This is a genomic window from Mycobacterium sp. SMC-21 (genome assembly GCF_045310825.1).
Lineage (GTDB): Bacteria > Actinomycetota > Actinomycetes > Mycobacteriales > Mycobacteriaceae > Mycobacterium.
The window spans coordinates 1-14491 of the sequence record NZ_JBJIAO010000010.1 but is presented as its reverse complement, the minus strand read 5'-3'; the positions used below and the strand labels follow the sequence as shown (position 1 = coordinate 14491).

General features: G+C 66.6%; 15 protein-coding genes and 1 pseudogene. 5 read left to right on the top strand and 11 right to left on the bottom strand.

The annotated features are described in order from the left end of the window. The 3 genes from ACJH6H_RS12500 to ACJH6H_RS12490 all read right to left on the bottom strand — a co-directional run bounded on the left by ACJH6H_RS12500 (position 1) and on the right by ACJH6H_RS12490 (position 3741). A complete protein-coding gene (locus tag ACJH6H_RS12500; protein ID WP_212812200.1) occupies positions 1-1794 on the bottom strand; it encodes a hypothetical protein in 1794 nt (597 codons plus the stop codon). Between the two features lie 144 nt (positions 1795-1938). Then, entirely contained in the window at positions 1939-3441 is a 1503-nt protein-coding gene (locus tag ACJH6H_RS12495; RefSeq protein WP_212812201.1) for an alpha/beta hydrolase family protein, read from the bottom strand. 69 nt (positions 3442-3510) lie between these two features. Next, complete coding sequence (locus tag ACJH6H_RS12490) at positions 3511-3741, bottom strand: hypothetical protein (RefSeq protein WP_212812202.1); 231 nt, start codon at positions 3739-3741, stop codon at positions 3511-3513. A gap of 518 nt (positions 3742-4259) precedes the next feature. On the opposite strand from ACJH6H_RS12490, the gene ACJH6H_RS12485 reads away from it, so the two are divergent. After that, positions 4260-4676, top strand: a complete 417-nt coding sequence (locus ACJH6H_RS12485; protein WP_020104397.1) for a transglycosylase family protein — start codon at positions 4260-4262, stop codon at positions 4674-4676. A 12-nt stretch (positions 4677-4688) separates the two neighbouring features. On the opposite strand, the gene ACJH6H_RS12480 is transcribed toward ACJH6H_RS12485, so the two are convergent. From ACJH6H_RS12480 to ACJH6H_RS12455, 6 genes are all read right to left on the bottom strand, one after another. Continuing rightward, positions 4689-4835 (bottom strand): hypothetical protein, encoded by a 147-nt coding sequence (locus ACJH6H_RS12480; protein ID WP_212812203.1) that lies wholly within the window; start codon positions 4833-4835, stop codon positions 4689-4691. A gap of 179 nt (positions 4836-5014) precedes the next feature. Next, positions 5015-6001: a TIGR03557 family F420-dependent LLM class oxidoreductase gene (locus ACJH6H_RS12475; RefSeq protein WP_212812204.1), complete on the bottom strand. Its 987-nt coding sequence runs from the start codon at positions 5999-6001 to the stop codon at positions 5015-5017. 27 nt (positions 6002-6028) lie between these two features. Beyond that, positions 6029-6268, bottom strand: a complete 240-nt coding sequence (locus tag ACJH6H_RS12470; protein WP_318985278.1) for a CsbD family protein — start codon at positions 6266-6268, stop codon at positions 6029-6031. Between the two features lie 136 nt (positions 6269-6404). After that, positions 6405-7769, bottom strand: coding sequence for a Dyp-type peroxidase (locus ACJH6H_RS12465; RefSeq protein WP_406774967.1), 1365 nt, complete (start codon positions 7767-7769; stop codon positions 6405-6407). Beyond that, positions 7736-8140, bottom strand: coding sequence for a YybH family protein (locus ACJH6H_RS12460; RefSeq protein ID WP_406774966.1), 405 nt, complete (start codon positions 8138-8140; stop codon positions 7736-7738). The genes ACJH6H_RS12465 and ACJH6H_RS12460 overlap by 34 nt, the downstream gene beginning before the upstream one ends. Beyond that, positions 8137-8697, bottom strand: coding sequence for a hypothetical protein (locus tag ACJH6H_RS12455; RefSeq protein WP_212812208.1), 561 nt, complete (start codon positions 8695-8697; stop codon positions 8137-8139). Before ACJH6H_RS12455 ends, ACJH6H_RS12460 begins: the two co-directional genes overlap by 4 nt. Positions 8698-8937: 240 nt before the next feature. Between ACJH6H_RS12455 and ACJH6H_RS12450 the strand changes: the two genes are divergently transcribed. Genes ACJH6H_RS12450 through ACJH6H_RS12440 form a run of 3 tightly spaced genes read left to right on the top strand, consistent with a single transcriptional unit; the run spans position 8938 to position 10255 of the window. After that, entirely contained in the window at positions 8938-9231 is a 294-nt protein-coding gene (locus ACJH6H_RS12450; protein ID WP_064860199.1) for a hypothetical protein, read from the top strand. A gap of 36 nt (positions 9232-9267) precedes the next feature. Beyond that, positions 9268-9612: a heme-binding protein gene (locus ACJH6H_RS12445; RefSeq protein ID WP_212812209.1), complete on the top strand. Its 345-nt coding sequence runs from the start codon at positions 9268-9270 to the stop codon at positions 9610-9612. A gap of 28 nt (positions 9613-9640) precedes the next feature. Then, positions 9641-10255, top strand: a complete 615-nt coding sequence (locus tag ACJH6H_RS12440) for a hypothetical protein (RefSeq protein ID WP_244872610.1) — start codon at positions 9641-9643, stop codon at positions 10253-10255. A 56-nt stretch (positions 10256-10311) separates the two neighbouring features. Here the strand turns inward: ACJH6H_RS12440 and ACJH6H_RS12435 are convergent. Beyond that, positions 10312-11643, bottom strand: a pseudogene (locus tag ACJH6H_RS12435) (erythromycin esterase family protein); the annotation flags it as partial. A 117-nt stretch (positions 11644-11760) separates the two neighbouring features. Continuing rightward, positions 11761-13842, bottom strand: a complete 2082-nt coding sequence (locus ACJH6H_RS12430; protein WP_406775018.1) for an FUSC family protein — start codon at positions 13840-13842, stop codon at positions 11761-11763. A 166-nt stretch (positions 13843-14008) separates the two neighbouring features. Between ACJH6H_RS12430 and ACJH6H_RS12425 the strand changes: the two genes are divergently transcribed. Beyond that, positions 14009-14380, top strand: coding sequence for a hypothetical protein (locus ACJH6H_RS12425; protein ID WP_406774965.1), 372 nt, complete (start codon positions 14009-14011; stop codon positions 14378-14380). Positions 14381-14491 lie beyond the last annotated feature (111 nt).

The window sequence follows — 14491 nt, the reverse complement described above, 5'->3', positions numbered from 1 at the left end:
TCAGACCACCTCGCGGCGACGGCGCCCGATGTAGACGGCCAGGCCGACCGCACCGAGGCTCAGCACGCCGCAGGTCACCGCGGCGATGGTCAGCGCCTTGTTCGGGTTCTCCAGCCCCTTCTGGTCGTTGACCAGTTGCAGGTTGTAGTCACCGGGCAGCGGCGCCTCACGCGGCTCGTCGAGGCCCGGGAACTGCTGCGTCCGGTGCACCTCGAATTGCCGTTCGCCACTGGGGCTCTGGGTCCACTGACCCCAGGCCGGGGTGACACCGTCGAGCAGCACGCGGCGTTCGCCGTACTGCACGTCGTCACCGGCGTCGACGATGCGCTGCACCCGGAACGGCTGGTAGACCGCATCCGAATAGCGAACCTGGACAGGCACATTCGCGTAGCTCAGCACCGGCGGAGGCGGCGGGGGCAGCGGCACGCCGACACCCGGGTAGTAGCCGCCACCGAAGAAGCTGCCGACTGCCACGTTGACGGCGGTGTTGACGGCGTTCACCACGACTGCGGTGAAGCTGTACGCCGCGAGGTCGGCGACCTCCATGACGATGCGCTGTAGCGGCGGGATGTACACGATGCGCGGCGCGTTCCGGTAGACGTACACCACCCGCACGGGGTCGCGGTACGGGTTGAACAGCACCGGACGGTAGTAGTCGTCGTACTGCACCCAGTCCGGCCGCCACTGCCGCACGCGGTTGTCCCAGTCCCGGCCCATGGGCCGGTCGTCGCGACGGTCCCAGTCCCGCCGGTTGTCACGAAGGTTCCAGTCGGCGCGGCTGTCGAACTGGAAGTTGGCGACGTTGACGACCTTGGCGAGATCGGCCACGTCGTGCACCGGGGCCGGCGCAGGCAGTTTCACGTCGACTGCTGCGGCGGCCTTTGCGGTGGCGATGTCCTCGACCGGAGCGGTCAGCGTCTCGGGCTTGAGCAGCTCGATCGGCTTCACGTCGCGGACTTCGCGGGCCGCGGCGGTCGACGGCGACGCCGACTTCGACGAACCTGCCGTCACCGTGGCCGACGCGGAGGCCGAGGCTTCGACCCGTCCCGGCCCGGCCTCGACGCGCTCACCGAGCTGGCCCTCCACACCGGCGACCGGCTTGCCTTCTGCCACAGTGCGATCCGTGGGCGCCGTCGACTTGTCCGGATCGACAGCACCGGCCGGCGCCGGACGCTCGGCGAGCGCGGTGGTCGGGCCCTGCGTCACCGAGGTGGCGGACGGCGCCGACTTGTCGGGCTCGGCGACGGCGGTCGATGGCCGCGCCGGCGTGGTCGGGTCGACAGGCGCTTCCTGCGCCTTGGTGACCTTGGTGGTCGGCGCGGGAGCCTCGGTGTGCGACGGCGGGGCCGCGACGACAGGCGTCTCGACCGGCGGGGTCGTGGTCGCCGGAGCCTGTGGCGTCTTCTCCGGTGCCTTCTCGGGAGCCTTGTTCTCCGGGACCTTGTTCTCCGGAGCGGCGATCACCGGCGCCACCGGGGTGACGGGCGCCGCGGGCGGATCGGCCGGCGGCTTGGCCTGAACGGCGGGAACGTCGGCAGGAACAGGCCGGCTCGGCGCCTCTGCCTCTACCGGCTGCTCGCGCTGCTTGCGTCCCCGCTGGCCGCCGTCCTGCCCGTAGCCGCCACCGGAACCGGAGCCGTCCTGCGCAGCGGACGAATCCTGCCGCGGCGGCTTCGGCACCAGCGTGGTGGTGCTCGAGCTGTCTGAATCACTGCTCGGTTTGGCGGACACCGGCGCCGCGCCCACGGTGAGCGCGGTCAACGTCGTCACCACACCAGTGGCGACGACTCCCACGAGCCGGCTCTGCCGGCGTGCCTGGCCAAAATTTTTGTTATCGGTTTTATCGGTTCGAGTACCCATCGCGCATCGACTCCCTGCTGTGTCGCAACGTCTCACCGAGTCCATCTACTTAGACGGGCTCGGCGTTACATTCGACGTCTACTTGCCCGGGTTTGTTCCGGCCGCGATCGTCGCGGCCGGGCCGGCGGGCGGTGCGGGGGTCGTCGATCCCGCCGGGAACCCGGTCACCGGCACACCGGGAGTGCCGACGCGTCCCGCCAGCCACGGCAGGCTGGTCTGGAACGCCGTCACCGCGAACGGCCAGTCGTGCTTGCCCGGCTGCGCCACGACGGCGCAGTCGATGCCCAGCTGACGCCCCTGGGCACACAGCGTCTTCCCGGCCTCGGTCTGGTCGCCCGGGTTGCCGGCGCCGTCGCGGCCGCCGAGGCCGATGGCATCGGGGTGTGCCTTGGCGCCCTTCCACTGCGTCGGGGCATCCGACGAGATGGCGAACCAGCCCGAAACACCTTGATAAGGACCGTGTTTGGCCATCACCGTGCGCGGATCGAACGCCGCCCACTGAGCTTCACTGCCGCCGTAGAGCCGGGCGATGGTCTGCTCCTTGGTACCCGCGTTGGGTCCCATGTCCCCGGCGATGTCCACGAACGTGCCGAACTGCTCGGGGTGCATCACCGAGAGGTCCACCGCGCAGGTGCCGCCCATGGACCAGCCCACGACGCCCCAGTTGGCGGGTGTGGCGCTGACGCCGAACGTCGATTCCATATAGGGCGGGACGTCCTTGGTGAGGTGGTCGGCGACGTTGCCGCGCGGGCCGTTGACGCACTCGGTGTCGTTGTTGAACGAACCGCCCGCGTCCACGAAGACGAACACCGGCGCGTTGCCGCCGTGGGTCGCGGCGAAGTTGTCGAAGAGGCTGGCGACGTTGCCGATGCGCAGCCAGTCCGCCGGGGTGTTGAACTCGCCGGCGACCATCATCACAGCCGGCAGCGGCGGGGTGTTGCGCGCGAACCATGCCGGCGGCAGGTAGACGATCTCGGTGCGGTGTTTGAAGCCCGATGCGGTGTCCGGGATGTCCACCTCGACCACCGCGCCGTGCGACGGGACGACACCGGCGGCCTTCATCGAGGTGACGCTGGACATCTCGGTCTCGTCGGTCAACGGGCCGGCGGTGAGCTCGCCCCACGCGGTCTGCACCGTCGGGAAGTAGCCGACCCAGTCGTTGAGGGCAACGCCGGTACTGAGCACACACAGCGGCACGGCGAGGACCGCGACGCCGCGGCGCCACCACGGGGTGCCGCGCCAGCCGAGTATCAGCACGCCCAGCGCCAGGCCCGACAGGCCCACCCAGATCCACAGGGCCGGCGGCGCCGGGTTCCCCGCCAGGCCTTGCGATGTGGTGAACCAGTTCGCCCATGCGGCGGCCGCGATGCCGAGAATGGCGCAGACCGGCAGCCACAGGTAGCGCCACCGCCGGCCCCGCCAGCCGATGGCGACGAGCAGCACGATCGCGGCGATCACCTGGATGGTCACCGGCAGCCAGCCGTAGAGCAGGGACAGTCCGTGGTGATTGGGGGCGACAACGGGCGGAAGAGTCGGGGCGGCGGGGCCGCCGGAGGCGTCGGCAAGGAGCGTCGTCGTCACAGAATTCGATGATGGTGGCGGTAGCTGTGCGCCGGCTGTGCTGACCGCATGAGGCTCGTGAGCTTCGGGCTAGCCGATCCCCACGCCGAAATACAGCTCGGGCACGACGCCCGGAAAGAGGTCGCGCGGGTTGGCGCCGCCGGCCTGTCCCGGAATGCCGACGCAGACGTCCTCCTCGACGCCGTCGACGTGCCGGCTCTGGCAGGTGGCCGGCTGGTCGGCGGTCGCGGTCGGCGCCGTGAGGAATCCGGCACAGAGAGCCGCCGACAGTCCGGCGGCCAGCCGCGCTGTCTTGTTCATCGCGTTCATTGCACTCGTCATTGCTCGGGCATTCGTCGCCATGCCGGTTTCCGCCTTGTGACCAGTTTGCGCCCGGCCGATTCGGGACGCCAGGACCATTCCGAACGAATGCCAGACGGTCCAATTCACTCTAGTAACAGCAGTCACAGCTGTCACATAGGAAACTCTAATGTGGATTAGTAACTCAGATCACTTCAATAACAATTGCATCACTGAGCGCGATTGAATCACTAATAACAAAAGAATCACAGGCCCCAGTAGTGCCTATAACCACACGGTAAACACTACTCACGTAACAACTCACTGACCTGCAGCGACACGCCCAGTAACAACAGTCAGCGCCGTCGCTTCTGCATCAGAAATATGCAGAAACACTAAAATTACTCGAAGAATAACAATTACCCCATTAGCACAGCTGATTATCAGGTTTAACGTCTGTATAGACAGCACCATGCGTCAATTGCGAACCATTTTTGCGAGCGGAATCAGGCCGTTCGCACAACAGGATCGAGGTGGGTATGAGCGGGCACCTATTTGTTCGTGCGGTCGCCATCTCCGGCGTCCTCGCGATCTCCCAACTGTCGTTGGCGATCTCCGAGGCAAACGCCGAACCCAACTGGGACGCCATCGCCCAGTGCGAATCGGGGGGCAACTGGTCGGCCAATACCGGCAACGGCTACTACGGCGGGCTCCAATTCAGCCCCGGCACCTGGACCGCCAACGGCGGCACCGGCTCACCGGCGGCGGCCAGCCGCGGAGAACAGATCCGCGTGGCCCGAAATGTCATGAAGACACAGGGAATCGGCGCATGGCCGGTATGCGGTAGCGCGGCTGGACAGGCTCAAGCGCCCAACGTGTGCCGCACTCTCGTGCAGTTCATCCCGCTGTCGAACCTGCCGTTCCTGTGCCGGACGCTGCTCAGCGTCTTCCGCTGACGGCCAGGAGAACTACCTGCTGGTCAGCATCGCGAGTTCCTGCTCGGTGACCAAGCGCTCCATCTCGGCCCGGTAGGCCTGGTCGTCGGACGGACGACGGGTGACGGCGGCGGTGACCTGCGCGACGATGCGTTCCACCTTGCGAGCTGTAGACATCATTGGACGCTCCCAACCACGAACTGAATGGCCTGACTGCCCTCCGGCCACTCTGATCACACTGGTCTACACGCGTCACATTTTGGATACGGCTGCATCACATGTCGCGCACGTTGGCGTGCCGTGCGCGTGTCGCGCGCAATCGTCGTGAGACCGTGCCGCGCTCCGCGACACGACGCCCGTCAGGCGGCGTCGGCGCGCAGTGCCGCCAACAGCGCCGGGGCCGCCTCATCGAAGAAGCTGTCCTGGGAATCTCCGCCGATCTGCACGAGTGCGATATCGGTGAAGCCGGCGTCCCGGTAGGCGCTGACGGCCTCAACGACGGCGTCGATGTCCGGGCCACAGGGAATCTGCTCTGCCACGTCCTCCGGTCGCACGAACCGCGTCGCGGCATCAAAAGCCTTGGGGTTGGGCAATTCCGCGTTCGTCGGCCAGCCACCGCCGAACCACCGGAACTGTTCGTGCGCACGCGCCACTGCCTTGTCGCGATCGCGGTCCCAGCAGATCGGCAACTGCGCCACCGCGCGTCCCGTCGTCTCCAGGCCCTGCACCCGACGCTCATGGATCCACTGGTCGACGATCGGTTTGTCAGGTGACACGTCGATCATGAAGTCGGCGAAGTCAGCCAGCCGCCCGACCGCCTTCTCCCCTGTCATCGAGATGCCGATCGGGACGGGATCGGCAGGCAGATCCCACAGTCGCGCGGAGTCGACCTGGAAGTACTCACCCTTGTGGTTGACGACCGCGCCGTCGAGGAGCTGGCGGATGATCTTGGTCGCCTCGCACAGCATGTCGAGGCGGCGCTCGTAGGCCGGCCAGCCCTGACCCGCCACGTGTTCGTTGAGGTTCTCGCCGGTGCCCAGCCCGAGGAGGAACCGGCCGTCCGCCAGAATCTGTGCCGTCGCCGCCTGTTGTGCGACGACAGTCGGGTGGTACCGCATCGTCGGACACGTGACGTAGGAACAGAGCTCCACCCGGCTGGTCGCATGCGCAACGGCACCGAGCACCACCCAGGCGTTCGGCGCATGCCCCTGCGAGACCAACCACGGCGAGTAGTGGTCACTGCAAACTTCGAAGTCGAAGCCCACTTCCTCGGCCCGAACAGCATGTCTGACAAGCTCTTTCGGGCCGCATTGTTCAGTCATCAAGGTGTAGCCGAATGAAGTCATACGCGCGCCCCTCCGATGTAGCGCCAACTACTGATCCTGCTGGTTCGCGCGCTCCCGCGCCTCTGCCGCCTTTGCGGCCGCCCGGGCGGATTCCGCCTCGGCTTCCCGCTTCGCCGCGTCGCGCTGCGCCTCGCCCTTGTCCTGCTGCGCCTGGCCCTCACGGAACAGGTCGTCGCGGCCGATCAGCGCACCGAGCAACGTCTTCACCTTGCCTTTGATGCCTTCGACGAGACCTTTGGCAGCTTCTTCCGGACCGCTCTTACCCATGAGCTCCTCTTTCCGGTCGTGGTTTCGCGACGGCCGAGCCATCCAGCCGCCACTGGATGGGTTCCCCGACCGTCGGATGCGAAACATGGGCTCGCGTGGCTGCACAACATGGCCCACGCCGGGCCGTGGAGAAGTCTCAGTCCCCCAGCGACGCCAGATAACGGATGCCGCCGATACCCGGCAGGAAGAAATAACCGCCGCCCTTCAACGTGGTGAAGGCCGGAAGTCCCTTGTGCACCTTGCGAATCGGCCGTTTCGGGACCGTGAAGTCGAGCGTGCCGTCCTGCGTACCGCAGATCGGGTCATGCTCGTTGCCGAGTTCGTGGAACGCCTTGTCGTTGATCCAGACGTTCTGCGCAAACTCGAACTGGCGCACCAGATCCGCGCAGATGATGAAGGCCGCGATACCGCGGTCGACACCGTCGTCCGGTGCTCCGTCGGGCAGTGCCGGGCCGTACGTCGCGCCGCGCCGGATCATCCGGCGGCGATTCATGTAGTGCGCGGTATCGCGCGGATTGAGCCGCCGTGCGTGCGCCCCCAACGGACACGCGTAACCGAACGGATCCTCTTCCTTGTAGTTGAAGTCGTTGTTGCGCATCGGATCCGCGCCCAACTCGGGGTCGTCCTTGTCCGGAGCCAGCACCAGCGGGGCGCCGCTGCGCCACCGGCCCATGAACTTGGCGGCCAGCAGCTCTTCACCTTCCGGGCTGTCCGCGTTCTGGCGCAGGTACTCGCGAAAGACGGCGACGTGCTCCTCGAGCCTGCGGTACGCCATGTAGCTGCCGTTGCGCGAAAGCACCTCGGGCTGAGGCAGATCCACCACCGGCCCGTTCTCGTCGTCGTACCCGAGAATGAACTCCCCGGGCGCCAACGGGTCGCCCGAGCCTGGCGTCGGCTCCTCCCCCGACCCCTTCATGACCGGTTGCGACAACCGGTCCCGGAATCCGAAGTGGTCGTGGGCGTAGTTGAACGGCGGCGTGGCATTGAGATCCAGATACGACAGGCTGCGCACGCCGTCGGTCCGCGCGAGTAGGTCGTCATGCGCCGCGATGGACTTCGCATTCTGTTCGTCCGTGCGGGAGAACAGGATTGCGATGGCGTGCAGGTCATCACCGGCCAACCCGCCGACCCAGTGCTCCGGTGCCGCGGGCCCGACGTCACCCAGGATGGCGGCCCGCGATGCCATACCCTCCCGAAACGCATCGGGGAACGTCGCCAATAACTCCTCGGGCACGCCCAACGCGCGCAGGCCATTCCAGGTGAACGCCAACGTGACCCAACGATCGGACTCGTCCATCGTCGCCTTGGCGTCGGTCGCGGACTGCACCTTGTCCTGCATCTCTGCCAGCCATGCCCGGCCACCTTCAGGGGTGTCGAACGTCAGGAACTCGTAGCGCCCGGTGAGCGCAGGGGTCCGGGTCAGCAGGATGTGCTGAATGTCGTCGAATTCCAGGTTGGGAGTGTCCGTCACGGTGTGCGCTGCCCCTTCGCCCAAGCCCATGCCGCGACTCGCCAGCCGTCCGGAAGCCGGCGCAGCGCCACGGTGAACACCGCTCCCGTCTGGGTCACGGGGACGCCGTTGAGGTCGAACGTCATGGTCGCCGGGGCCACCACGTACGCACTGTCGCCGGAAGTCTCGTCGTGCAGCGGGTCGCCGAGGGTGACCCGGTAGTTCGCGGCTCCGAGATGAGCCCCTTCGGCGACGACATCGCGATACCAGTCCGTCGCCGCGGCCGGACCCACCCACAGGTGCGGAGCCATGCCATCGAGGATTGCCCCATCGGGAGCGAAGGCAGCCGACATCGCATCCGGATCGTTTGCGTTGAACGCATCGATATACGCATGGACCGCACCCAACGGGGTGTCGCTCATTGCATCTGGTCGAGCATCGTCGAGAACGCCGCCTTGAGGCGCAACGCCTTCTTGATCTCGTCTGCCGTCACGTAGGGATACTCGCCGTACTCCAGGAAGCTCGGCTGCTGGTGGTCCCGGACGAATTTGATGAACGCCTCGGTGTTGGTCTTCCAATCCTCGGGGAAGCCTTCGAGATTGGTGAACACCGTCGTGATGCCGGTCGCGCTGAACAATGCCACCGCGTCCTCGGTGTACTTGTCGAAATCGGTGTCGAAGATGCCCATGTACTGAAAGTGCAGACCCGAGCCCACGTCGAAGAGGTTCCAGCGCAGGTAGTGCAAGCGCAGCGGCGCCAACGCGTCCGGGCTCGCCTTGATGGTCTCCTCGATGGTCTTGCCGTACGCCCTGACCGTTTCCTCGCGGCCCTCTTTCACCTTCGCGATGATTGAGAAGCCGTAGCAGGCCGGCGTCTTCGGGAACACCGGGCCGTAGCGGCCCCGCACCTCCTCGAAGTAGCCCTCCTTGGGGATCGCCATGGCCGCCGGTTTGGTCCAATCCTGGCTGTTCTCGCTCATATTGACCCCTTCGTCACGCATACTCGACGGGACGGACGGTACCACCGCCGCCATGCTTCGCGCGGCGATTGTGGCCCGGTCGCTCAGCAAACCGCACCAAGGATTAACACAGCCTAAACAACGCAATAATCGCGCAACCGCTTCTTGAGCGGCAACGCCCAATTATGCTCAGCCGACACCGGTTCCGCGCACCGGCACCGTGCCGACCACCGCGAGCCAGCCGTTCGAAGGAAGAAGACCATGCGACTGAAGCAGCGCTCCCTGAGTCTGGGTCTGGCGCTCACGTTTGTGCCCATCGGCCTCAGTGCGGCAGCGCCGGCCTCGGCCGACTGCACCGGCGCCGGATACGCCACCGTGTGCGCACAGGGTGACGTTCGTGGCGGCGGCCCCACGCCGCCCAGCGCGGCCTACCCGTCGTACTGCGCTGATCCCTGGTATTGCGACGACGGCTGGGGCGTGGACGTCATCGTGCCCCTGCCCCCGCGCCCGCCGCTGCGCCCCGGCGGCGGTGGCGGTATCGGTCCGCGTCGCTGATCCCTTTATTTCGACAACCTCGAGGAGCAACCAAACATGAGAATCCGCAACATCATCGGTGCCGGCCTGATCGCCGGTGCGACGTTCATCGGCACAGCCACGACCGCCATTGCCGACCCGCCGGACTGCACTGCCGGCGACCTCGCGAACGTGATGTCCGGCGTGAACGCCGCAACCGCGTCGTACCTGTTCACGCACCCCGATGTGAATGCGTTCTTCACGGGTCTCAAGGGCAAGACTCGGGATCAGATGCGGACCGATATCACCGCGTACATGGATGCGAACCCGCAGGTGAAGACCGACATCGAGGGTATCCGCCAGCCTGCGGCCGACTTCCGCGCGCGCTGCAACGCCCCGATGCCGGACGGTCCGCTGAACTGACGGCGGGGGCCGGAGAGGAGTGAAACCGATGAGCTCTCGCATGAGGGTGGCCGGCGGCGCGGTTGCGGTCAGCGCGGCGGTGATCGTGACGATCACCGGATGCAGCAAGGATTCTGCGCCACCCGCCGCGTCGAAGTCGGCGACGTCGTCGAGCGCCGCCACGTCGACGACCGCCTCCACTCCGGCCCAGCCCGTCGACTACTCGGCGCTGCTGATCAAGGCGACCGACCTCGTCGCACCCGAGGAATTCATCGCAACCCCGCCCGTACCGGACCCGGGCGGTAAACCCGGTGTCGCAACGTCGTTCGGCAACGCCGACCGCACCCACGTCGTCGGCGACACCATCCTGATCCTGCCGGACCCCGCCGCCGCCACCGCGGCGCTCGAGGCAGCCAAAGCCACGCTCGGGGGCAGCGTGGTCGGCGGTACCCCCACGCCGATCGAGGTTGGTAGCGGCGGCATTTCGGTGTCGGGGAACTCGCCAGACGACTCCAAATCGGTGACCGTCGTGCTGTTCACCGAAGGCCGCGCGTTCGTTACCCTCGAATTCGACGGACCCAAGGACGCCACCCCGCCGTCCGACTTCGTGCTCGACGTCGGCCAGAAACAGGCCCTGGCCATCAAGAACGGACTGCACGGCTGACGGTCGCCCGCTCCCGCCCGTAGGCGCGGCATCGACCTCACGCTGAGGCAAGCGGTTCAGAGCCCACTCGGATACGTCTCCGGAGTTTCCCCTTCGTGCCAGACGCTGGTCGGCTCGAGCGGTTCCAGCGCCCGGGTCCGGTCGATATGGATCATCGCGTCGTACTGATCGGCGGCACGCACGTGGTAGTAGTGGCTCTGCCGTTCCGTCTCGGGGCGGTAGATGACGCCGATGGCGCGGCTCAGGCGCGCCACCGAAAGCGGTTCGGCGGCTTGGCGAGTGAGCAGGGGCGATACGAAGAATGACATGCCACCCACTGCATGCAAGAGCTCCTCGACACTGCCGCTGAGTGCAGGCCGGACCGCCTTGCGTTGGGCGACGCCACCCCACTTGCTCGCCGCGGTCACGGTGCCCGCATAGGTGCTGAAGCCGATCAACCGGCATTCACGGCCATACCGTTCCCGGACCAACTGGCCGAGCGTGAGCTGTCCATCACGACCCACCTCCGTCGCGCGCGCATCACCCACGTGCGAATTATGCGCCCAGACAACGATTTTTGAGTCTTTGGCGCCGTCGCGGTCCAGGTGGTCCAGCAACGCGCTCAACGTGCGGGCCATGTGTTCGTCGCGCAGATTCCATGACGAAACCCGGCCACCGAACATCGTGCGGTAATACTCTTCGGCGTCACGAACGGCCTGCGCGTTCTGTTCGGCGTAGAACGCCTCGTCCTCACCGAGCAGGCCGTCCTGATTGGCGATATCCGCCGCGTTGCGCTGCATATCCAAGAGCTGTTCGATCGCCTGGCGTTCACACGTCCTCCCCGCGCCGAAGGCCGCGGCATAGCCGTATTCCTGACCGTCTTCGGCCGACGCGACATGGTCGAAGCAGGCGTAGCGCTCGCGGGCCCTCCCCGCGGCTCGCGGATCAACCTTGTCGAGGTACGCGATGACCTCACTCATGGAGCGGTGCATGCTGTAGAGGTCCAAGCCGTAGAAACCGGCCGGCCTGCCGCTGCGATCGGCGAATTCGGTATTGCAGCGGCGCAGCCAGTCGACGAAATCCCGGACCACGACGTTGCGCCACATCCAGGCCGGAAATCGTTCGAACCCACTCAGCGCCTGATCCGCGGACCGATCATCACCGAGTCCACGAACGAACCTGTTCACCCGGTAGGAGTCCGGCCAATCCGCCTCGGCCGCAACGGCGCAGAACCCCTTCTGCCGGATGAGCCACCGCGTGATCGCGGCACGTGCGGCGTAGAACTCATGCGTTCCGTGTGACGCCTCCCCGATGAGGACGATTCGTGCATCACCGATCAGCTGTTCCAGCGCGTCCACCGGCGGTACCCCGTCGGGCGCCTCGATCGCGACGGAGCGGATGACGTGCGCTGAGGCGTGCCTGCCCAGGGTTCGCAGTGACATCGATCGACTCCTCTCATCGACCGGCATTCCCCGCTTTCAGATGCGTAAACGGCAGCCCCGATTCTCGGAGGCCCGACGCATGACTCAGACCCTGCTGGTGACCTCGGTCAGGGCCCGATCCAGCATGTTGAGCGCCCGCACCGACGCCCGCACCGGGCCTGGCCGCATCTCCGGTAGACCGACATCGAATACGGCTGCGTCGCTTCGCTTCTCAGCTCCGACGTCCTCGCCGGCGATCAGTCTCCGCACCCGCGCTATCGCTTCATCGGCGCGTGCGGCGGCCTGATGCAACGCGTCGTCGGCGCCATCGGGAGGCAGCCCGGCATGCGACGCGGTCACCCCGGCACGCGCCAGGGCATGCGCCGAACGGTTCGCGACCTGCAACCCGCGCATCAGGCGCCGCACCCCGTGCCGCAGTTCCGATACCGGGCCCATCTGAAGCGGTTTGCCGGCAGTGATGGCTGCCTTCAACGAGTTGTCCATCCGGCGGGTGTCGACAACCAGATCGCCGGCATCGCCGGCGGTCAGTACCGCCGTCACCGCGGTGTCGATCACCCGCTCCATCTGATCGAGGTAATCGGTGACCTTTTCGGCGAACGTGGCGCGGGTCTTGGTGGAGAAGACGAAGTACGCGGACGCGATACCCACCAGGCTTCCCACTGCCGTTTCCGCGATGCGCACCTCGAGCACCTGGGCACTGAAATTGCCGAGGAGGCCATACAACATCGCCAGCAGGACCGTCACGAAGAAGGTCAGCCAGAAGTAGGCGACGGTTGCCAGGTAGAACGCGAAGAACACGCAGACCACGAGGACGACGATCTGCAGCGCCGGATTCCGCCCGATCTCCGCGGCGAGCAGCACGCCCGCCACCACCCCAGCGATGGTGCCGACGATGCGATGACCGGCACGCGAAAGGATCTCGCCGCGCGTCGAGACGCCCGTGAACACCAAGAAGGCAGTCAGCACCGCCCAATATCCGCGATCGGGCGAGATCAGATTGCCCAGAACCGTTGCGGCACTGGTCGCCACCGCGACCTGAATCGCGGCCTTGGTGCTGGGATTCAGTCCCTGCGGCGTGTCATGGTCGTCGTCGCCGTCGGTTTCGGCGGCGGCGATATCTTCATCGCTGATGCCGCGGGCGTTGGTGGTGATGTGGTGAATTGCCAAGTGCGCCTGCATCGCCCGGTACGCCGTGACGGTCGCGACGCCCGCCGAGGTCGAAAGGTCGGCATTGTCCGCCGCTGCGGCACCCGTCCGCCGGGCCTGCCGCAATTGTTCGTCGGTGGGGTTGTTGTCCAGGCAGATTCGCAGCGCCGCGACCGCATCAACCAGGCCGTCGGGCCACGGCTCGTCCTGGTCCAGCCACCACAGGAACGACGCCGCCTGCTCCAGCATGATCTGCGCCTCGAAAACCCGCAGCGCCAGGTCCTTACTGGTGACGCTCAGTGATTTGGCGGCCTCATGCCGATCGAGCCAGTCGTCGATGAGCAGCGCCGTCTCACCGAGCTGGTCGAGTTGGTGCCGGGCGACCTCGACGCTCACCTCGCCGCGCCGGGTGGCGACATCCAGTGTCGAGAGCGACGCGGCGCGCAGCGCAGACAGGAGGCGACGTGCCTCGACACGTGGCCGTTCGGGAAACAGCAGCACGTGCACCAACAGTGACGACACGATGCCCACCGCAACGGCCACTGCCAACACCGGAATCTGATGCACCGGGGTCCGCAGGAACATGACGAAGAAGTACGAGATGAAGGCGACCATCCCGAGCGCGTTTCCGCGCGGCCCGTACCGCCGCACCCACACCGCGGCGAAGAGCACAGCGATGAAGCCGACGTCGACGATCTTCCCGTGGGGCACCAGGAATGCGGCCAAGGCCATGGCGCCGATCGCCGGGAAGAACAGCAGCAGCGTCGTGATGTTGCGGCTGCGCTGGTCTCGGTCCTTCACGGCGGCCGAGGCCTGCATCGCCACCACCGCGCCCAGCATCGCGACCGTCACCGGCTGGCCGGCCGCACGGGTGAACACCAGCATCGCGCCGATCGCTAGCAGCAGCGAGAAGGTGGTCGCCGCCGCGCTGCGCAACCGGATGCGTCCGGGGTCGGCAGCGCTGAGGACACTCGCTCTCCGCACCACCGCCGCCACCCGCACAGGCCAATTCTGCGGCATCAGCCTGTGTGGCATGTCCAGCTCGGTGGACGTCGCGGTTCTGGCTTCGCAGCGTTGCCAACCGGCGTAAGTTACCGTCGTGGCACGTCGCAAAGGTGGGCTGACCAGCAGGTTGATCAGCGCTGCCATCGCATCGCGGCTAAGTCGCGATGAAGAAGTCGGCGGGATGACGCTGCCGAACGTGCGGCTGTGGCTCGGCGGCGAACGCAATCAGCCACTTGGCGATTCGGTGGTTCTGCAAGTGCGCTCGGCCGGCCTGCCCTGCGACGTCATCGCCACCGGCGAGATCGACGTCCCCCGCCGGATGCGCCAACCCCGGACACTGCATCTGCGGCCCGCCATGCTGAACCTGCCGCCCTTGCGCAAAGCCACGCTTGCTGTCGAGATTCCTCCGGTCGCGCAGCGCAAGGCCGCTCGCGCACTGAAACGAGGCGAACCCATCATCGCCGTGATCGAAGTCGAAGCGACGGACAGTAGGGGCAGTTCGGCGCGGGTCACGCGGCGGGTGTCGTTGAGTCCACCGGCGCAGCGGCTTTGAGTAGGGGCTGTCGGACTTCGGTTGATGGGTGACGGATCTGTTTCGGTTGATCCTTGACACTCGTGTTGGTGGTCAGGCCTGTTCGCGGGTGCGGCAGGCCTTCTTGTTTCG